Here is an 18,507-nt window from a genome sequence, read left to right on the forward strand (position 1 = left end):
CGGGCCTATGCCGCTCGACGACTGCCGTCCTCGTCGGGGGCAGCTCCGCGCTCGGTCGTCCAGAAGCACTCCAATTTCCCGCTGCGAGGATTGGTGTGCCAGACGGCAATCATGCGTGGGCGCTGAGCGATCACCGCCCGATCAGACCTCGGCGCGCCGTTCATAGCGGGCAGGATCTGCAAGGCGGAAAATTTGGATGCGGACGTCCGTCCGCGGAAAAGAATGATGTTGTTCATGGCTCACCTCGTCGGTCCGCTTATCGACGGATCCGGATGGCGAGCCGGACAGGCTATGCCCGACCGATGCCCGCCCGGCGGATGCCGGTAGCGGTCCAGGTTGTTGCGATGACCGTCCGGATGCGGCTCGAAACCGCAGCCGGACAGCGACTAGGGTAGCTGTCCATTTGTCTCTTGATCAGTTGTTTCGTCAGCCTTCGCATTGTGTTGCGCAGGCAGGAACGTCTTGTCACAACCACCGGGAGGGATCAATCAGGCGATGGTGCAGCGCCATTACACCAAGGTATAACCCTCGGGATTTCGTAGCCCGTAAGCTCTGTTGCCAATGATAAAAAACTGTGCCCACGAAAGCAGTTAGGAAGCGTCCTGAAGTCGGGCTTCAACCTTATCGGGAAGAAGGAAATGCCGCATTCCAGAAACTTGTCGCCTCGAAGGTCCAGTCGAGCGTGGGAGCAAGGCGCTGATCCGATGCCTTGACGACGGCATCGACAAGCAGCTGGGCGTCCAGCAGCTTCTGATTGACGGAATTTGCCCGCAGGGCTGTCAGCACCGCGGAGGCACGCTTGCCATCCGAAATACAGGACTGAACCAGCAACTTATAGGTACGATCCTTGAAGAAGATCGCCTTCGCCGTCTCCAGAAGACGATCGTGCTCTGCCTCGGTTATGTACTCCAGCCACAAGCAATGCGCGATCGTTGCCCGGACATTGACGAGTGGCTCGCTCAAGGGAAGAAAGCCGAGTTCCGCGGGCGCATGGGACTGGGCCACTTCGGCATCGTCCTCCAGGGCGCCGCTGACGTAATCGTCATAAATCCTGCCGATGCCGACCATGCCGAAGGCTGCGCATTCGGCCGCTCTCAACGCGCCCATGCTCGCGGCGCCGAAGACCTGCACTCCCTGAGCAAGGCCGAACAGGATTTCCTTGTGCCAGATCGCCGGCACATGCTCATAGACCCCGTCAATCAATCCGATGACGTTGGCACCGTCGTCCACGGCCTGGAAAAAGTCGCCTTGCCTGGCTGGCGGGCGCAGCTCATAGCCTGCCAGCGGCAACAGAGTCGCCCCATGGAAGGTCGGTCCGGCAAAGATGACTTTCATCGTGAACCCAAAATCCTCTTCTCGGCGCGCATACCGATCTCCCGGAGCCACGTACGGTGGAAATTTCAAGTCTGGAAGCAAGCACCGCCCCATCCAGAACTGCCATTTTCGGGATTTGGAGCAACAACCTTCACTAAAACACAGAATTGTGAAGGCTCGAGTTGCAATTAATCACGCGTTGCAGCAGAAATATAGGACCAGTTTCGTTGTCGTACCGGCATCAATCTGCCTACAATTACTGGAACACGGCACCTCGGCGGCTATTACACGTTTAAAGCGATATAGAAAACGCGATGGGATTCTCACTCAGAACATTCGGAGAAATCGTTCTTCTCGATAGGGAGGGTCAGGCGGTCGCGTTTCCGGAAAAAGCATTGCTGATACTTGCCTATCTACTTGCGAGCGAAAACAGTTCCGCCAGCAGGCCAAGCATGGCGCGGCTCCTCTGGGGCGAGGATGATGTCGCCAATTCACTGACGAATCTGCGAAAGCTTATTTCCCGCATCAAGAGCCGGCAGTCGGACCTGAAGACTGCATTCCTGACCTTTGACGAGACGGAGGTCCATCTCGCCCGCGACTCTATAACCAGTGACATTATTTCCGCGCGTGCCAACACGCCCAGGAACCCATTGGATAACCTTGCTTTCCTTGCAAAAGGCCTGCGCGCAAGATTTCTTGGGAAGGCCAACTGTCAAAGCAGGGTTTTCATTGATTGGCGGGCAGGCGAAAGCAGGCGACATCTCGCCATGTTGAAGGAAACGCTTGATGTCGCCGCCACGGCTCCCGCGACGCCCGACGGCATCGCGCTCATCAAGGAAGCCGCACTCCTTCTATTCGAAGCCGAACCGCAGGACGAGAGCACGCACCGCATATTGATGAAGGCGTTCGACGCCGAAGGTGGGCTGGAGCAGCTCAAACGCATATTCGAACGACGCAAGGAGCTCATTTCATCGTGGCCGGCAAAATTGTCGATGCAGCCGCGAGGCCAGACCCCAGCGCCCGTCCTCCAGTCCGAATCGGGCGCATTGTCGGACCATGATGCGACGACACGGCCCATCTTGCACCTGCCGCGTCTGGCCCTGCTGCCGCCAATCAACCACAGTCCCGACCCCGGCGCTGCGATGGTGGCCACCTCGTTGGTCGAGGATATCACCCTTGGCTTCTGCGCCTTGAACAGCCTGCGGGTGATCGCCCCCTACTCCGCCATGCAAATCAGCAGGCAAAGCGAGAACCAATTCGAGCTCCTGCAGCGATACGACATCAACTATGTCCTCGATACCCGGCTGAGCGGCCTCGGCGATGACATTTCGTTGTTTACGCAGCTCATCTATCTGTCGAACAGCGAGGTCGTCTGGGCCGAACGCTTCAGCTTCGGCAAGCTGGATCTGGCCCGCAACAAACGCGACATCTCCCGGCACATCATTCTGGAAGTCGCTGGGCAGGTCGAACAGCATGAGATGACGCGCGCCTATTTCGAGCAGAGCCCCGCTGCCTATCACCAATATCTTGTCGCGCAGCAGTATCTTCATCGCTTGACCCTGCCGAACATGCGGCGTGCCCGGAAAGAGATGAAGACCGCCTTGCGCGAAAGCGCCGATTTCGCACCGGCGCTGAGCTCCATCGCCCGCACCTATTCCAAGGAATGGCTGCTGACGGCACGCGGCGATATCGAGCTGCTGAAATCGGCCGAGACCTATGCCACCCAAGCCATCACGATTCGCGAGGATCTTGCCGACGGCTATCGCGAGCTCGGCGTCGCCAAGCTATTGCAGGGGTCCATCGACGAGAGCGTCGAGGCGCTGGAATTGGCAGAGACGCTGAGCCCGCACTACGCCGATGTCATTGCCGATCACGCCGATACGCTCACTCATTGTTCGCGGCCGCAGCTTGCGCTTGAAAAAATCTCTCACGCCATGGAGCTCAATCCTTTGAGCCCGGATTCGTATCTTTGGACCGCCGCCGGAGCCAGCTACGCGCTTGGCCAGTTCGACAAAACAGTTGAGTACATCGAAAGGATGGTCGACAGCAGCTTGGCGGACAGACTGTCCGCAGCGAGCTGGGCGATGCTCGGCGATAGAGAGAAAGCGCGCTTCTTTGTGCGCAGAACTCGCGAAACCAATCCTGACTTCGATGTTGATAGGTGGCTATCCTTCCTGCCCGTGAAAGAGCAATGGCACAAGGATATGTATCGAGAAGGTTTAAAGAAGGCAGGATTTTAACCAGCAACCCTAGCAAAAGGAAAAGCTGCATGGCACGCGTTGTTATTTTAGGAATAGCAGGAGAAGAAGGTCTCTGGGTTGTCGACCTGGATGCCGGAACCGCAGCACCCCTTAAGTCTCCAATTGCTTCGACATTACACCCGGTTGTCACTCTCAGAGCTGCGGGCGCAGCGGTGATTAAAGGCGTCGATGTAGCTGTTTCGGTAAAATCGGCAAAAACCGCTTTTTCAGGACATTTCGATGGCTGATACATAGGGCGGCGTATTGCGGTGCCGATTGGCTCGGCACCGCAATACTATCTGACGGAAGGCGGCTTCAGCCAGGAGAGCGACCTTCGGAAGAAGTTCGAGACCGAGGACGGCTGGAAATTTAGCTTCGAGAAGCGCGGCCCGTCATGGGCGAGCCTTTCAGGAACCAAGGGCGACCGGACATCTACATGCGGCAGATTGCGCTCTGCGATGACGCCATGGGGAACTTTACGCTCGAGTACCCCGCCGGGCAGCAGAAGCGGATGGGGCCACTGGTGGACAGGGGGAAGACGCTTAAGGCATCGAAGCACTGCGACTGAGGGCCGCCGGCTAAGTCACCGCCGAGCGTGCGGCATTGCGCGCCAGGATGTCGGCAAGTTCGTTGCCACCAGCCCCGGAATGTCCTTTGCACCATTCCACGACCAAATGCGGATGCCGCTCCAGAAGGGCGTCGAGCTGCTGCCAGATTTCCATGTCAGGGATCGGCCGGCGTCGCGCGTGCGGATTCGGAGTGATTCGCTTCCAGCCGTTGGTGCGCCAGATGGCCCTCCATCGACGGCAGCCTTCTACGACGTGGGCGGCGTCCGTCCAGAGCTTGACCGACCATGCCGGGGCTTCGGCGGCAATCCACGAGATGGCCTTCAGGACGGCGAGGACTTCGAACATGTTGTTCGAGGTGCCGACCGCCTTACCGGAGGCGACGTGCACCTGGCGGTCGCCTTCATAGACGATGAACGCCCATCCTCCGGAGCGGGAGGCGGCATCGAAGGAGCCGTCTGCGTAGATATGGAGCCAGTGAGCCATGCCCCATAGGTATCAGCGATAGCTCTCGGAGTCATGCGAGTGAAGCGTTGCGACGGGGAAGTGACAGTCATCTCGCCTTCGGTTTCTAGCGGCCTGCGCTCGACGCTGCTTGCGATTGCCCATAGACATCCGAGATGGGGCTCGAGCGACCTCCGGGAACTCTTCACCATGGTACAATCTCCGAAGGACTGCCGTGTTTAGCCGCCGGGCGACGTAGGAGCGAACACAGAGTCTCCCTGCTCGCCTGCGCTATTCAACCTTGATCGCTTCGAGCCAGATCCCGACGGCGACAGCTCCGCCGTCGGGATGGCCGACGGCACGCTCGCCGAGATAGCTTGCACGGCCGAGCCGTGGTTTCATGGACTGCGTCGCCTCCGCGCCTGCGACACCTGCCGCAACTGCAGATCGCCATGCTTCCGCGGCCGAGGTGCCGGCATTGACCTTGTCCCGGAACGTCTGAGCAGCCGGATAAAGTGCATCGATCATCGTGCGGTCGCCCGGCTTCGCTCCGCCCAGATCGGAAACTGCCGTGACTGCAGCAACGAATGCCTCCGCCATCTGCTCCGCCGTCGGCTCGTCGATGCCAGCAAGGTGACGCGCTGCACGCATCAGACCAGTGGCATAGAAGGGACCCGAACTGCCGCCGATCGCCTTCCGCATGGCATTGCCCATGGCCATCAGTCCTTCGGACACGTCGTCGAAGCTTTCTTTCGGAAGCGCCAGAACTGCTTCGCCCCCACGGACCATGCTCGCGCCGAGGTCGCCGTCACCAGTGATGCTGTCGAGATCCGTGAGCTGCGGTTCGGCAGCGATCAACGCCTGTGCGACCACTTCTGCGGCCTGGCGCAAACGCACACCGGCCGCTGTCGTCTTGGTTTCGCCAGACGCGCCCTGCTCGACCTTCGTCGACGGAAGGACTCGGTTGCGATTCAGGGTCCCGCCGCGCGGCCATGCTCCAGCATCGGTGGGCGCATCGATCAGTGCCAATGCGTCCGCGTCGACATGGATGACAGACAAGGAGAAGCCGGGCATATCCAAAGCGGAAAGGAAGGTGCCGGCCCATGCTCTCTCGACCACAACACCCTTCGCCTCAAGGAGGGCGACCGCGGAACGAGCGACGATCGCAAGTTCCATGGGCGGCGTAGATCCAAGTCCATTGACCAGAAGTGCGACGCGGTCACCGCTCTTTAGCCTGCCGTCAGATTCGATTGTGTCGATCACGAGCTTGGTAAGCTCTTCCGCCGACGCGATCGGCATCCGCCGAACCCCCTGCTCGCCATGGATGCCGAGGCCGACCTCGATTTCCTTCTCCCCAAGGACGAATCCCGGCTTGCCTACCGCCGGGAGCGTGCAAGAGCCGAGCGAGACGCCCATCGAGGAGAGCTTGTCAGCGGCGGCGCGCGCGATCCGGGCGACCTCCTTCAAGGGAAGCCCCTGCTCCGCGGCAGCGCCCGCGAGCTTGTGAACCAAAACCGTGCCGGCGATACCTCGGCGACGGTCGGCGGGAACCGTATCCTTGAGAGCAACGTCGTCGGCGACGACCACGATCTCGACCGGGATTCCCTCGGCTCGGGCAAGTTCCGCGGCTAGCCCGAAGTTCAGACGATCCCCTGTGTAGTTCTTTACGATGACGAGTGCTCCGGCCGGACCCGCAGCCACCCGGATGCCAGCAAGAACAGCATCAGTGCTCGGAGACGTGAACACGTCACCTGCGACGGCAACGGTGAGCATGCCTTTGCCGACATATCCTGCATGGGCGGGTTCATGGCCACTCCCTCCTCCGGAAAGGACAGCTACCTTGCGCTTGTCAGCGTCAGGAAGGCCCGAGCGGATCACGACGTTCTCGTCGGCAAGCAGAACGGTGGCGGGACTCAGCGTAACGACGCCTTCAAGCATCTCTCGCACGACGGTAGACGGATCGTTGATCAGCTTCTTCATCTTCGTTTCCTCCGGTCTTGCTCAATTGGCGGGTGCGAGTACGGAACGCTCGCTGGCGCTATCGAACGCATGGATACTGTTCGGACGATGCACGAGCACGATATCCTTGCCAACCTCGACCTCCGGACCGCGTTCGAATTGAGCGGATACGAGCGCAGCGCCGACGGACACCTGGATCATAACCTGCGAGCCCAGTGGCTCGATCAGCTCGATCCGCCCCTGGATGATCCCGGAGCCACTCCCTGCTCCGCCAATATGAGGTGCCAGATGTTCGGGACGGACGCCAGCGATTACCCTTCCCTTGCGAGAGCGCAGTGCTTCGCCAACCGCTCCCTGGGGAAGAAGCCGAACTCCCGGACCGACCAGCGCGACATTCTCGATGGTGACATCGATGAAATTCATCGGTGGGCTGCCGATGAATCCGGCCACGAAACGGTTGATGGGGGTGTCATAGATGATCTGCGGCGTGTCGATCTGCTGCGCTACGCCACCCCGCATCACGACGATCCGATGGCCCATCGTGAGAGCCTCGAGCTGATCGTGAGTGACGTAGAAGGTTGTGATCTTCAAGCGACGGCAGAGCTTCACGATTTCGGCGCGCATCTCAATACGAAGTTTTGCGTCGAGGTTCGACAAGGGCTCGTCCATCAGGAACACGCGGGGCTCGCGGACGATGGCGCGGCCGAGCGCCACGCGCTGCCGCTGGCCGCCTGAGAGGGCCGAAGGCTTGCGTTCGAGCAGAGCTTCGATATCGAGCGCCCTCGCCGTCTTCCTGACCTGTGCGTCGATCTTGTCCTTCGACCACTTCCTCACCTTGAGGCAGAAGGCCATGTTCTCGTAGACGGTCAGATGAGGATAAAGTGCATAGTTCTGGAAGACCATGGCGACGTCCCGTTCGGACGGCGTGTGTTCGGTGACGTCTTCTCCGTCGATGCTGATCGAACCCGAGGTAGAGCCCTCCAGTCCCGCAATCATTCGCATGGTCGTGGTCTTGCCGCAGCCGGAGGGACCGACAAGAACCACGAACTCGCCATCTTCAGTCTTGAGATTCAGATTGTCGACGGCGTTGAATGCGCCGAAAGACTTGTTCAAATTCTCAATCGCGATTACGGCCATGAATTCCTCCCTGTGTTCGTGAAGCGGTCGGCCTCAATTCCTGTCCGGCTGACCGTGTGGAGCGTCGAAACACGCCCGATACTTCTGTTCGTAGAAATCGGCCCAACCGGGGTTCGGCTCGATCGTCCGGGTGGTGACACTTACGGTGAAATCAACCCTCTTACCCAGACCTTCGGCAGCCAGCAGAGCGGCGCCGACGACGGCGGGCTCCTGTTCGCTCAGCACCCGGATCGGACGGCCGTATACGCTTGCCCGAAGTTCGAGCAGACTGCTCGAACGGCTCCAACCTCCCGTCGCATATATTTCAGTGTCGCGGACGCCCGCCCACCGCATGTGGTCAAACATCCGCCTTGCCGTGATCGCGGCCATTTCCAGAACTTCTCGCGGGTCGGCGGCAATCGGTAGATCCGCGGCAGATGCGAAGAACTTGGGCTCGCCCGGAATTCTCGGAAGCGCCAGAAAGGCTCTGATATCGACGCCTTGTGTCTGCAATACCTGGACGCTCGAGGAGAACTCGAAGACACCAAGGCATGCAACGCCAAGCTTCGCTTGAACGGGCACCATGAACGCAAGGTAGTCGTCGAACCGATCGAGCGGAAAGCTGGCAGACTCGCCATAGACGACGTTGGCGGTGCCGATCGAATCCACGCGCGCAGCGGAGTCGAGGCGCTGGATCATTGCTGCGGCGACAGGATGATCATGCCCTCCAGCGACAACCAACGTGCTTTCCGTGGCGGCCCCCGACTGTGTCAGGCGCCCTCGACGAACGCAGCCAACGGCCTCTCCTGCCCTCAGTACCTCGGGCAATCGAGGGGCGCTACAGAACTCCAGAAGCGCGCCGATCCATTCGCGTCGTCCGACGTCGTAGCAGCCCGTTCGGGATGCCAGGGTCTCGCTGATAAAAGGCCGACCCGTCCAGTACGCCGACGGATAATCCGTCAACGTGATCCATGCACTACTCGCATCGAGCACTGAAGGACGGTTTCGGCGCAGCCAGAGCCACTTCGCGCCCGTCCGCGTATGTTCCATCTCGATCCCGGCACGCGTCGTTGCAACGCTGCTTTCGCGGATCTCGACAGCCTCGGCGACCGCGCATCTGTCGTACCACGGAATCGCGACATCAAGGGGCTTCAGCGCTTCATCGACACAGACACCGTCCTCGCCCACGCCGGTGGTCGCGATGGCGGAAAGCGGCACACCCCTGCCCGCGGAGGTCCAACCTTCAACGATGAGATCTTCAATTTCCCTCACCAGGACGGCGGCATCGACCCCCGCTCCCGCGAAAGTCGAAGACCGAGGCGTCGGAACGCCCCGTGTCCATCGAGAAACGCCCGACTCATCAACTATGGAGACCTTCAGATTGGTCGTTCCAATATCGACCCCGCACACTAGCATTTCACGGCCTCCTGATCAGGTCGCCAGCTCATGAAAACACGAGCTGGGTCTTGATCGATTTGCCAGCCTGCATGCTCTGAACCGCATCATCGAAACGCCACACCGGAAAGCTCACGCCGATGAGCAGCTTGGCTTTCTTGCGGATGTCCGGCATGAGCTCGACCGCGGCTCCGAACTTGTCGGCGCAGGAATTCGATCCGATAAACCGGAATTCCTGTTCATAGAGTTTGAAGGGCACAAAGGTCGCTTCCGCATGTTCGTCATGAACGCCAACCTGCACGTAGGCACCCGTCTTCTCGACGAGCTGAAGACCCTGCTTCAATGCAGCATGCACGCCAGCCGCCTCGAATACGACATCGAAGCGCTCTTCACCAAGCTCGGAGGGCTGCACCGCCGCATCCACCCCTACGTTTCGGGCGATGTCGAGTTTAGCGCTCGCCGGGTCAGCCAGTGTCACTTTCCCTGCTCCGGAATGCTTCGCCGCGATCGCGATCAGCAGACCCATCGTTCCTCCGCCGAGGATCAGCACCTGGCGATCCCTGATCCCCTGGGAGGAGTCGACCGCGTGAAGAGCGCAAGCAAGTGGTTCAATGAGAGCGGCGACGTCCGAGCCGATGGACTCGTTCACCTTAAATGCGTTGCGGTTGGGTACGGTGACATATTCCGCGGCGGCTCCTGCACGGCCGACGCCGATCGGAGTCAGGCGGATACAGAGATTGGGTCTGCGTGACTGGCACCAGCGGCACTCTCCGCAGACGACGTTGGGATCGACTGCGACGAAGTCGCCCGCTTTGAGATTTCTGACGTTCCTTCCAACAGCAACGATATGACCTGCGAACTCGTGACCGGGGATGACTGGATAGTTCGTGCCAACGAAACCGTGCTTGAGGATATGGAGGTCCGTGCCGCAGATGCCGCAGCAGGTCGGCTTGACCAGGACCTCGTCGTCCGCGACCATCGGAACGGTCGTCTCGATGACACTGATTTGATGATCCTGGGTTATCCTGACGGCTTTCATCTTACCGCTTGGCGCGCCGCCGAACAGATTGTCAAAATTCATTTCACTGCTCCGAATGTTAGGCCGCGTGTCAGGCTCTTCTGCGCCAGCCAGCCGGCGACGACCACAGGGACGTTGATCAATGTCGCGACTGCCGCCACCTGCGCGGTATAGAGCTGGCCGAAACTGAGGAATTTCTGCAGGAAGACGGGAAGCGTGCTCACCGTCGTGGTCAAGTTCACAGCAAGGAAAAATTCGTTCCAGGCGAAGATCGCGCATAGCAGCGCCGTAGACGCAAGGCCGGGCCTGATCAATGGAACGATGATCTGGACCATTTCGCGCACGCGCCCTGCTCCGTCGACCTCAACAGCGTCGAAGACCTCGCGTGGAATTTCGACCATGAACGACCGGATCATCCAGATCGCCAGCGGCAGGTTCATCGAGACATAGAGGATGATGAGAACTGTCGAGGTGTTCAGCAGATCGAATGTGCGGGCGACGAGATAGATCGGCACAATGCCGGCCGCGATCGGCATCATCTTCGTCGAGATGAAGAAGAACAGCACGTCTCGCCACTTCGGCACCGGGCGCACCGTCAGGGCGAAAGCCGCCGGAACCGCAAGCAGGATCACGATCGCGGTCGAGATAACTGTGACGAGAACCGAGGTCGTCGCGAAAGACACGAAATCGTTTTCGAAGATGCGGCGATAGTGATCGAGCGTCGGCGTGAAAAACAGCTTTGGCGGGTAGCTGACAGCATCCTGTTCTGTCTTGAAGCTTGTCAGGATCATCCATGCGATCGGTGCGAACATGACCAGCGTTCCGGCCCAGGTCAGAACTGTCAGACCTAGATCGAGAAAGCTCTGGCGGCGACGTCTCATGCTCGTCCTCCCTCCTTGAAGATGCCGGAGACAACGCGCAGCATCGGAATGGTGAGCGCCATGGCAAGCGCCAATGAAATCATGCCGAAGGCGGACGCCCTTCCGAGATCGAATGCACTGAATGCCTCGAGGTAGACGTAGTAGGAGAGGTTCGTTGTCGCATAGGCCGGCCCGCCGTTCGTCAGGATGGCGATCGCAGCGAAGTTTTCCAGCACATACATGGCAACCAAGAGGCCAGTCAGTTCGATGAAGGGTCGCAGATGCGGCAGCATCAGGCGACGGAAAACGTACAGGCGGCCAGCTCCATCCACTTCAGCGGCCTCGGCGACCTCGGTCGGAAAGGACTGCATTCCGGCAAGCAGAATCAAAAGGGCGAAGGCGGACCACTGCCATGTCGTCAGGATAATGATCGTCAGCTTTGGATACTGGCTGATCCAATTGATACGACCGATACCTATTTCGTCAGTGACCCATCCGAGAATGCCGAAGGTCGGATCATAGATGCCCGTCTTCCAGAATAGTGCGGCGGCAACAGGCATGATGAAGAACGGCGTGATTGCCAACGTGCGGGCGACCGTCCGGCCTCGAAACTCTCTGTTCAGGCCCGCAGCGAGTAGTCCGCCGATGACGACGGACGCCACGACAATCGAGAACGTGATGATTGCCGTGTTCAGCACAGCTTGAATGAAAACGGCGTCGCTTGCCGCGTTGACAAAATTACGGAACCAGACGAACCGAGGCGCCGTGGTCGAAACCAAATTCCAGCGCTGCAGGCTGTAGTAGAGGGTGATCAGGAAGGGAAGCTGCGTGACCAAAATCACGAAGATCAGCGCAGGAAGCAGCGGGAGCCGCTGCCACCAGCCTTTTGCGAAACCGCGGCGGGCGCGTGTCGTCCGGGAGCCGCTTGAGAGCGAAATCGAGGTCATGATTTTTATCCGCATGAAAGATGCAAAGTTTTGGCGGGCCGCTGGGAGGAGGACGGCCCGCCAGGGCTCAGTTACTTGATGTAGCCCGCATCCTCCATGATCTCCTTGATCTTCGCTTCGCTGGTCGCGATCGCGTCGTCGGCACTCATCTGGCCGCTGATCGCGCCGGCAAGCTGCTGAGACGTAAAGTCACCAATCTGCTCGAACTCGGGGATCGTGACGTACTGGACGCCGGTGTAGGGAACTGGATCGACGGTCGGCTTCAGCGGGTTCGCTGCGCTGATCGACTTGAGCGTCAGGTCAGCATAGTCCTTCGTTGCCTTTTCATATTCCGGCAGCTTGTAGGTGGACTGACGCGAGCCTGGAGGAACGGTGCCCCAACCTGCCTTTTCACCAGCCAGCTTGATGTATTCCTCGCTGGTCAGCCAGGAGATCAACTTCCAGGCAGCGTCCTGATGCTTGCTAGTCGTCGGGATCGAAAGGCCCCACGCCCACAGCCAGCCGGAGCCGGGCTTTTCCTTGATCGGCGCGAGCGCGAAGCCGACGTTGCCCTTAACTTCGGCGTTGGCCTGGTCGATGACCGGACCCGCGAAGACGGTGTCGTCGTACCACATGGCAGTCTTGCCTTGTGTGAAGAGCTGCAGGCATTCCTGCCAACCGTCCTTCGCAGCGTCGGGCTGGCCGTATTCCTTTAGAAGCTTGACGTAGAAGTTGATCGCTTCTTTGCTTTTTTCGGAGCTGAGCTGCGGCTCCCACTTCTCGTTGAACCAACGTCCGCCGAAGGTGTTGATCACGGTTGTCAGCGGAGCAAGGCTCTGACCCCAACCGGGAATGCCGCGAAGGCAAATGCCCGAAACGTTCTTAGACTTGTCATCGAGCTTTGCCGCATATTCGGCGACCTGATCCCAAGTCGGCTGTTCGGGCATTTTCAAGCCAGCCTTGTCGAATAGGTCCTTACGGTAGAACATGAAGGACGAGGATCCATAGAAGGGCGTTGCGAACATGTCGCCCTTGAAGGAGACAAGATCGCGGATCGGCGTCAGAAGGTCGTCGGCTTTCCATTCCGTATCCTTGGCAACGTATTCCTTGCTGAGGTTCGTGATCCAGCCCTTTTCGGCCCAAAGCGGGACCTCATAGGCGCCGATCATGACGACGTCGAACTGGCCAGACTTCGTGGCGACGTCCTTCAGGACAGTCGGCCGCAACTGGTTCTCCGGAAGCGTCTGGAACTTGACCTTGATATCCGGGTATTTGGCATAGAAGTTATCGATGAGCTTTGCTGCCGTTTCCATCTGCGGGTTAGCGGCCAAGGCGACCGTCAGCGTCACTTCTTCAGCATGGCCTGGCTGGGCAACAAACACACCAAGTGCGATCGAAAGCGCAAGTGTGCTCACACGCGCACCGGACAACGCCGGGCGCCACATAGTCATAGACATAGAGACTTCCTCTCCCAAAAAATCCGACATGATTGTCGGAAGCTTACGTGGTGGGGACCTTGCGCCCTACCGACAGCGAGGCACTCCCTCCACCGGAGCAATTCTGCTGTATGTTCTGTACGTACAAAAATTCCAACAGTACGTCAACTGCATTGTCAAAGACATATGTTGGGAAAGAGCCGACCCAGGGGGCCTATTCACTGCATCAAATGCTCAATCCGAACGTATCTACGATTTCTTTCAGCAATTTACCCTGATGTTTCAGCGCGTATTTTTGGTGCAGATCCGCATCCATCGCGTCGGTTCAACTTTCCGTGGGCTTAGGATTTGCAGTCCAAGCCATTGCCCGGATAGACGACGGCCCCAATTTTGGTGTACGTTTCGTTCGGACATTTAAGAGAGTTGCCATGCAAAACATAGATCGCGCGTCTGCGGAGCCATATTACCTCCAGCTCGCCCGGATACTCGAGGACCAGATCAAGACCGGGAAATATAAGGTTGGAGACCGCGTCCCAGGCGAGACGGAGCTATGTCGATCTTTCGATCTTGCACGGTCAACCGTTCGGGAAACTCTTCGGGCACTTGAGCAGCAGCGATTGATCCGGCTCGTTCCCCGCCGGGGAGCATTCGTCTCGGATCCGGCCGAAAATCAGTGGAAGTTGCAGGTAACCCAGGGATTCCTCGAGACGGGCGCTCACTCTCCGGATCGCGTAATCGAGACCTCTGTACTGCGCGCCGGGTTTGAACCCTTGCCTGATTTTGCTTCGGAAGCCCTTGGCGTCAACAGGGGCGAGAACGGGTTCATAATCGAGCGCATCCGCCATATTGACGGAAAGGCAGCGATGCATTCCACGAATTTTCTCCCCGCGGATGTGGGAGCGTCGCTCGTTGGAAAGCCCGTGCTCGAAGGGACTGCGTCGTTGAACCAGACTCTGGCAAAGGCAGGCTTTTCCATATTCGCAGCAAGGCGCGAGGTTGCGGCGATTGGCGCGCCAGCGGACAGCGCGAAGCATCTTGGGCTGGCAAGAGGCGCCCCGGTGCTCTTCGTCCAGTCCACATCACGATCCGAAGCCGGACGAGTTTTCGACTTCTATCGCTCCTTCGTGCGGAGTGACGTTGTGACCATCTCAGTTGATGCCGAAGCACAGACCGAGACCACGCAGAGCAGTAACGACCCAGAATAGCGCACTGCCCTTACGGCCAGATACCGACTCGGACGTCGAACCGACTCCCCTGATTAGATTTGGAGCGGCTGTCACCTCATGCGCGGATTTGAACGCGCTCAGCGTGCGATCAGCCGTCCGACCATTAGCGCCAGCTTTCGTCTTGACACCCCAAAGCAACGGAGAGTAGATACGTATCGTCCGTCTTGTCCGTACAGAACAGACAAGACGAAGAGGAGCTCTAATCAAGACGGCCAAGCCGTCGAGTAGATAGGAAACAATCCCATGTCGATGGAATATCGTCTTCGCCGAACGCTGCCGAGTGACCGGGCGGCAATCATTATGCCTGTGGATCATGGTCTCATCTTTGACCGGATCGAAGGCCTCGAAACGCCATCGGCGCCATTTGCAGCATGGGCCAACAACGACGTGACCGGGTTCATGATGACACCAGGACAAGTCAAGCAGACCGAAAAGTTCTTCGCCGCGCACCCGCATCTCACGCGCGTCCTCACCATCGACACATATAACGAATTTCGTGATCTGGACGGCGGCGGCTCGCACGATCTGATCACTACCGTCGAGGAAGCCGTCCGCATGGGCGTCGACGCCGTCAAGATGCTCTTTCCCTGGAATATGTCACGCTACGAGCGAGTGCAGATATGCGCCCGCGTCGGAAAGGTTGTGGCGTCCTGCGACCGCTGGGACATTCCTCTCGTTCTCGAGCCCGTCATCATGGGTGCGCCCCGTACGGAAGAAGTCGTCGTCCAGGAGGAGAAGGTCGCTCGCATCGCTTACGATCTGGGCGCTCACATCATCAAGATCGCCTTCCCCGGCGAGGAGCGCACGAAGCGCCTGTCTGAAGAGTTGAAGGTCCCGCTCGTCATTGCTGGCGGCCCTCTGTCAGGCCCGCCGTCTGAGACTATCGATGCCGTAGCGCAGACCATCCGCGGCGGCGCTCGCGGAGTCATCGTCGGCCGCAACATCTGGCAGCGCGACCGCAAGACGGGGGAAGAAACCATCGCCGAGATCGCCAAGCTGACGCGGAGCGTTAAGTTCCAGGATTGATCTTCGACAACCATGATGGCTGCGCACCTAGTCTTTCGCAGCCATTATCCACTTCCGGCATATGCGCGTGGTCGGATCGACGTCGCCGGGCAGTCCACAGGTCCATATCGCGACTTCTCACAATGGACGTAAGTAGGTTCGCTTGCGAGCGGCTGTCCGACTGATCGCGAACGACAGTAAGGCCCCCGCGAGAGTTCCTGAAGCGGCCGCTCCTTAGCTGTCCGATCAGTAGGAACCGCGCGTCTGGCGCTCGCTTCAGTTCCGCGGAGTGCTTACCAGGATTGCCGCTGCTTCGTTTGCTGCGGCGACGGCAGTCTCGAGCGTCGCCCCGCTGGCGATCTGTGCCGCCAGCACTCCGATGAATTCATCGCCCGCGCCATGGGTGCTGACGAGCTTCACCTTCACTGCAGCGACAGCCTTCTCGCTCCCTCCCCGCTCAACGAAGGCGACTCCTTCGCCGCCGGCTGTCACAACAGCCACAGGATATTGTCTGGCCAGGATTCGCGCGGCCTCCAATGCCGTGTCCAGGGAATCCACGCTTGGAATCGAAGCCAATGCCTCCGCCTCGACGGCGTTCACCACGACAATATCGACAAGTGCAGTTAGCGCGGCCGATGGCGAGCGCGCGGGCGCGGCATTCAGGAGAACCGTGCCACCAGCCTGCTTGACCGCGCAAGCGGCCGCCACATTAGCCTCGTCGGCAACCTCGTTCTGCAGCACAAGCACGGAGCGTGGTCCAAATATCCCGGAAGCCTCGCTCACGTCGGAGTCGCCCAGTTCAAGGTTGGTACCAGACACGAATACGGCACCGTAGTCACCCTCGCTGTCGAAGATTGCGACGCTCATTCCGGAGGCGGCACCCTTCAGTGTCCGAACGAAGCGGTGATCGACGTTGTGATCAGCGAGATTCCTGACGAGTGCGTGCCCGAACTCGTCATCCGCTACGGCTCCGATCATCGCCGTCTTCACGCCGTGCTTGGCTGCCGACACCGCCTGGTTGCCACCCTTCCCACCACACTTCGGATACCACGCCGACCCCGCGACGGTCTCGCCCTTGCGGGGGCGGTGCGAGCCCTTCACGATGATGTCGTAATGCAGGCTGCCGAACACGACGACGGCAGTATTGTTCGATGTCATAGGAACTTGTCTTTCCGTTTGGACGCGACTGCGGCCATGGTCTTCGAAAGGTTCTTCTCGGCTGCGCGGTAGTCGCGCTGCGCGACAGCTACGAACACGGCATCGAGGATGTTGAGCTGGGCGATCCGTGCTGCGGCGTTCTCCCCCATCAGCGGCGACCCCTGGGCAGTGGAGCAGAGTACAACGTCCGAATGCTGGGCCAGTGGCGAGCTGCCATAATTGGTGATTGCTATCGCGCGGGCGCCGTTCTTGCGGGCGAGCTGTATCGCCTCGATGATTGCAACTGTGTTCCCGGAGTGAGAGAAGCCGATCGCGATATCGCCCTCGCCCAGTAGCGAAGCCGACATCAGCATCATGTGCGAGTCGTCGTGAACCTGCGAACGTACGCCTATCCTCAGGAACTTATGGGACACGTCCCTGGCGATCTGGGCCGATCCCCCGACCCCATAGAAGTCGCGGTTCCGCGCTCCATGGATGAGATCCGCTGCTCTGTCGAACGCTTCCACGTCCATGATCGAAAGCGTCTCTTCCAGCGCATGAATCGAAGTCCGGAAGACCTTCTGGATGATCTCCTGAGATGTGTCCTCGACGGACAGTTCCTGATGCATCTCGGCAGTTGGAAGACGATTGTACTGGGCCACCGCGTTGCGGAACTCGCGATAGCCCGCGAATCCCAGCTTCTTGGCGATCTTGACCACCATGGCCTCTGACACACCTGCCTCAGTCGCGATCTCCTTGAGCGACGTGTCGTCATCGAAGCTTCGCAGAGCGAATACTGTCTCGACGACGCGCGCTTCCAACGGTGTCAGAAGCGGCATCATCATTCTTATCCGCGGCCCGACTGCCTTGGGATCGGTCTCCAGATTCATCCACGTCCCCTTGTCAAGCGATCGATCATCATCGCGACAAGAATGATAAGGCCGGTTGCGAGCAATTGATAGAAAGCCTGGACGTTCATCAACGTCAAACCGTTGCGCATGGCACCGAGAATGATCGCGCCCAGCAGTGTGCCAACGACACTTCCCTTGCCTCCCATCAGCGATGCGCCGCCGATGGCCGCCGCAGCGATTGCATCGAGTTCCCAAAGATTGCCGAGGATCGGCTCTGCAGCACCGAGCCGGCCAATCAGGATCATCGAGGCTAAGGCTGCAAGTGCGCCCGAGATGACGTATGCGGTGATCTTGGTAAGCGCGATCGGTACGCCAGAGACGTAGGATGCTTCCTCGTTGCCACCAACGGCCAGCAGGTACTCGCCGATCGGCGTTTTCTTCAAGAGGATCCAGGCCAGAAACGCGACCACCGCCACGATGATGACAGAGTTCGGAATGCCAGCTATCGATCCGTTGAAAATGGTCCGGAAACCCTGCGGTATCCCGAGCACAGGATTGCCGCCGGTGTAGATCAATGCGATCGCACGGTAGGTGCTAAGCGTACCCAGCGTCACGATGAAGGGCTGGAGACCGACGAAGGCGACAAGGAAACCATTCACCAAGCCGCAGACGACGCCGATCCCAATGGCTGCGGCGATGGCGAGCGGCACGGGAACGCCAGCAACCATGAGCGAGGCGCTGATCACCGCAGCGATTGCCGCCGTCGGACCGACGGAGAGATCGATGCCGCCTGAGATAATGACCAGCGTCATTCCCAGTGCCAGGCAGGCATTGATGCTCGATTGCTGCAGAATATTGATGAGATTGCGCTCCGACATGAAGCCTGGAACCAAGGCGGCGAAGACCGCCATGATGAGGATCAAACCGATGAGCGTACCCGCGTCCCTGACTGAAAAGGATGAAAACAGCTTGGACGAACGATGCGGTGCGGCCGTTGCAATATTAGACATGTGA

General features: G+C 59.3%; 17 protein-coding genes. 4 read left to right on the plus strand and 13 right to left on the minus strand.

The annotated features are described in order from the left end of the window. Window positions 1-5 precede the first annotated feature (5 nt). The gene (locus JTP94_RS24650) at window positions 6-236 is read right to left on the minus strand and encodes a hypothetical protein (RefSeq protein ID WP_204853028.1); all 231 of its coding nucleotides are present in this window, start codon (window positions 234-236) and stop codon (window positions 6-8) included. 385 nt (window positions 237-621) lie between these two features. Beyond that, the gene (locus JTP94_RS24655; protein ID WP_204853029.1) at window positions 622-1,335 is read right to left on the minus strand and encodes a TfuA-like protein; all 714 of its coding nucleotides are present in this window, start codon (window positions 1,333-1,335) and stop codon (window positions 622-624) included. A gap of 293 nt (window positions 1,336-1,628) precedes the next feature. Between JTP94_RS24655 and JTP94_RS24660 the strand changes: the two genes are divergently transcribed. Both JTP94_RS24660 and JTP94_RS24665 read left to right on the plus strand, forming a co-directional pair. After that, complete coding sequence (locus JTP94_RS24660) at window positions 1,629-3,554, plus strand: hypothetical protein (protein ID WP_204853030.1); 1,926 nt, start codon at window positions 1,629-1,631, stop codon at window positions 3,552-3,554. A 29-nt stretch (window positions 3,555-3,583) separates the two neighbouring features. Beyond that, the gene (locus tag JTP94_RS24665) at window positions 3,584-3,802 is read left to right on the plus strand and encodes a hypothetical protein (RefSeq protein WP_080739445.1); all 219 of its coding nucleotides are present in this window, start codon (window positions 3,584-3,586) and stop codon (window positions 3,800-3,802) included. A 330-nt stretch (window positions 3,803-4,132) separates the two neighbouring features. On the opposite strand, the gene JTP94_RS24670 is transcribed toward JTP94_RS24665, so the two are convergent. The 8 genes from JTP94_RS24670 to JTP94_RS24705 form a co-directional block, all read right to left on the minus strand. Further along, window positions 4,133-4,606, minus strand: coding sequence for a ribonuclease H (locus JTP94_RS24670; RefSeq protein ID WP_204853031.1), 474 nt, complete (start codon window positions 4,604-4,606; stop codon window positions 4,133-4,135). A 249-nt stretch (window positions 4,607-4,855) separates the two neighbouring features. After that, entirely contained in the window at window positions 4,856-6,544 is a 1,689-nt protein-coding gene (locus JTP94_RS24675; RefSeq protein ID WP_204853032.1) for a dihydroxyacetone kinase family protein, read from the minus strand. A gap of 21 nt (window positions 6,545-6,565) precedes the next feature. Next, window positions 6,566-7,660 (minus strand): ABC transporter ATP-binding protein, encoded by a 1,095-nt coding sequence (locus JTP94_RS24680; RefSeq protein ID WP_204853033.1) that lies wholly within the window; start codon window positions 7,658-7,660, stop codon window positions 6,566-6,568. 33 nt (window positions 7,661-7,693) lie between these two features. After that, a complete protein-coding gene (locus JTP94_RS24685) occupies window positions 7,694-9,055 on the minus strand; it encodes an FGGY-family carbohydrate kinase (protein WP_246755232.1) in 1,362 nt (453 codons plus the stop codon). A gap of 28 nt (window positions 9,056-9,083) precedes the next feature. Further along, on the minus strand, window positions 9,084-10,115 hold the full coding sequence (locus JTP94_RS24690; RefSeq protein WP_204853035.1) for an alcohol dehydrogenase catalytic domain-containing protein: 1,032 nt from the start codon (window positions 10,113-10,115) through the stop codon (window positions 9,084-9,086). Beyond that, window positions 10,112-10,933, minus strand: coding sequence for a carbohydrate ABC transporter permease (locus JTP94_RS24695; RefSeq protein WP_204853036.1), 822 nt, complete (start codon window positions 10,931-10,933; stop codon window positions 10,112-10,114). The genes JTP94_RS24690 and JTP94_RS24695 overlap by 4 nt, the downstream gene beginning before the upstream one ends. Continuing rightward, window positions 10,930-11,859, minus strand: a complete 930-nt coding sequence (locus tag JTP94_RS24700; protein ID WP_246755237.1) for a carbohydrate ABC transporter permease — start codon at window positions 11,857-11,859, stop codon at window positions 10,930-10,932. The genes JTP94_RS24695 and JTP94_RS24700 overlap by 4 nt, the downstream gene beginning before the upstream one ends. A gap of 71 nt (window positions 11,860-11,930) precedes the next feature. Beyond that, entirely contained in the window at window positions 11,931-13,295 is a 1,365-nt protein-coding gene (locus JTP94_RS24705) for a sugar ABC transporter substrate-binding protein (RefSeq protein WP_204853038.1), read from the minus strand. A 407-nt stretch (window positions 13,296-13,702) separates the two neighbouring features. Here JTP94_RS24705 and JTP94_RS24710 point away from each other — a divergent pair, with 407 nt between their 5' ends. Continuing rightward, window positions 13,703-14,479: a GntR family transcriptional regulator gene (locus JTP94_RS24710; protein WP_204853039.1), complete on the plus strand. Its 777-nt coding sequence runs from the start codon at window positions 13,703-13,705 to the stop codon at window positions 14,477-14,479. A gap of 264 nt (window positions 14,480-14,743) precedes the next feature. After that, on the plus strand, window positions 14,744-15,526 hold the full coding sequence (locus tag JTP94_RS24715; protein ID WP_204853040.1) for a class I fructose-bisphosphate aldolase: 783 nt from the start codon (window positions 14,744-14,746) through the stop codon (window positions 15,524-15,526). A 255-nt stretch (window positions 15,527-15,781) separates the two neighbouring features. On the opposite strand, the gene JTP94_RS24720 is transcribed toward JTP94_RS24715, so the two are convergent. Genes JTP94_RS24720 through JTP94_RS24730 form a run of 3 tightly spaced genes read right to left on the minus strand, consistent with a single transcriptional unit; the run spans window position 15,782 to window position 18,503 of the window. Further along, window positions 15,782-16,663: a PfkB family carbohydrate kinase gene (locus tag JTP94_RS24720; RefSeq protein ID WP_204853041.1), complete on the minus strand. Its 882-nt coding sequence runs from the start codon at window positions 16,661-16,663 to the stop codon at window positions 15,782-15,784. Next, window positions 16,660-17,532: a MurR/RpiR family transcriptional regulator gene (locus tag JTP94_RS24725; protein ID WP_204853042.1), complete on the minus strand. Its 873-nt coding sequence runs from the start codon at window positions 17,530-17,532 to the stop codon at window positions 16,660-16,662. Before JTP94_RS24725 ends, JTP94_RS24720 begins: the two co-directional genes overlap by 4 nt. Beyond that, window positions 17,529-18,503, minus strand: a complete 975-nt coding sequence (locus tag JTP94_RS24730; protein ID WP_204853043.1) for an ABC transporter permease — start codon at window positions 18,501-18,503, stop codon at window positions 17,529-17,531. Before JTP94_RS24730 ends, JTP94_RS24725 begins: the two co-directional genes overlap by 4 nt. Window positions 18,504-18,507: the final 4 nt, after the last annotated feature.

Origin of the sequence: Martinezella lusitana (genome assembly GCF_016901135.1) — a bacterium.
Lineage (GTDB): Bacteria > Pseudomonadota > Alphaproteobacteria > Rhizobiales > Rhizobiaceae > Rhizobium > Rhizobium lusitanum_D.

Excerpts from the sequence above, each read along its gene's own strand:
- JTP94_RS24650 (WP_204853028.1), bottom strand. The coding sequence starts at position 236 with ATGAACAACATCATTCTTTTCCGCGGACGGACGTCCGCATCCAAATTT.
- JTP94_RS24655 (WP_204853029.1), bottom strand. The coding sequence starts at position 1,335 with ATGAAAGTCATCTTTGCCGGACCGACCTTCCATGGGGCGACTCTGTTG.
- JTP94_RS24660 (WP_204853030.1), top strand. The coding sequence starts at position 1,629 with ATGGGATTCTCACTCAGAACATTCGGAGAAATCGTTCTTCTCGATAGG.
- JTP94_RS24665 (WP_080739445.1), top strand. The coding sequence starts at position 3,584 with ATGGCACGCGTTGTTATTTTAGGAATAGCAGGAGAAGAAGGTCTCTGG.
- JTP94_RS24670 (WP_204853031.1), bottom strand. The coding sequence starts at position 4,606 with ATGGCTCACTGGCTCCATATCTACGCAGACGGCTCCTTCGATGCCGCC.
- JTP94_RS24675 (WP_204853032.1), bottom strand. The coding sequence starts at position 6,544 with ATGAAGAAGCTGATCAACGATCCGTCTACCGTCGTGCGAGAGATGCTT.
- JTP94_RS24680 (WP_204853033.1), bottom strand. The coding sequence starts at position 7,660 with ATGGCCGTAATCGCGATTGAGAATTTGAACAAGTCTTTCGGCGCATTC.
- JTP94_RS24685 (WP_246755232.1), bottom strand. The coding sequence starts at position 9,055 with ATGCTAGTGTGCGGGGTCGATATTGGAACGACCAATCTGAAGGTCTCC.
- JTP94_RS24690 (WP_204853035.1), bottom strand. The coding sequence starts at position 10,115 with ATGAATTTTGACAATCTGTTCGGCGGCGCGCCAAGCGGTAAGATGAAA.
- JTP94_RS24695 (WP_204853036.1), bottom strand. The coding sequence starts at position 10,933 with ATGAGACGTCGCCGCCAGAGCTTTCTCGATCTAGGTCTGACAGTTCTG.
- JTP94_RS24700 (WP_246755237.1), bottom strand. The coding sequence starts at position 11,859 with ATGACCTCGATTTCGCTCTCAAGCGGCTCCCGGACGACACGCGCCCGC.
- JTP94_RS24705 (WP_204853038.1), bottom strand. The coding sequence starts at position 13,295 with ATGTCTATGACTATGTGGCGCCCGGCGTTGTCCGGTGCGCGTGTGAGC.
- JTP94_RS24710 (WP_204853039.1), top strand. The coding sequence starts at position 13,703 with ATGCAAAACATAGATCGCGCGTCTGCGGAGCCATATTACCTCCAGCTC.
- JTP94_RS24715 (WP_204853040.1), top strand. The coding sequence starts at position 14,744 with ATGTCGATGGAATATCGTCTTCGCCGAACGCTGCCGAGTGACCGGGCG.
- JTP94_RS24720 (WP_204853041.1), bottom strand. The coding sequence starts at position 16,663 with ATGACATCGAACAATACTGCCGTCGTCGTGTTCGGCAGCCTGCATTAC.
- JTP94_RS24725 (WP_204853042.1), bottom strand. The coding sequence starts at position 17,532 with ATGAATCTGGAGACCGATCCCAAGGCAGTCGGGCCGCGGATAAGAATG.
- JTP94_RS24730 (WP_204853043.1), bottom strand. The coding sequence starts at position 18,503 with ATGTCTAATATTGCAACGGCCGCACCGCATCGTTCGTCCAAGCTGTTT.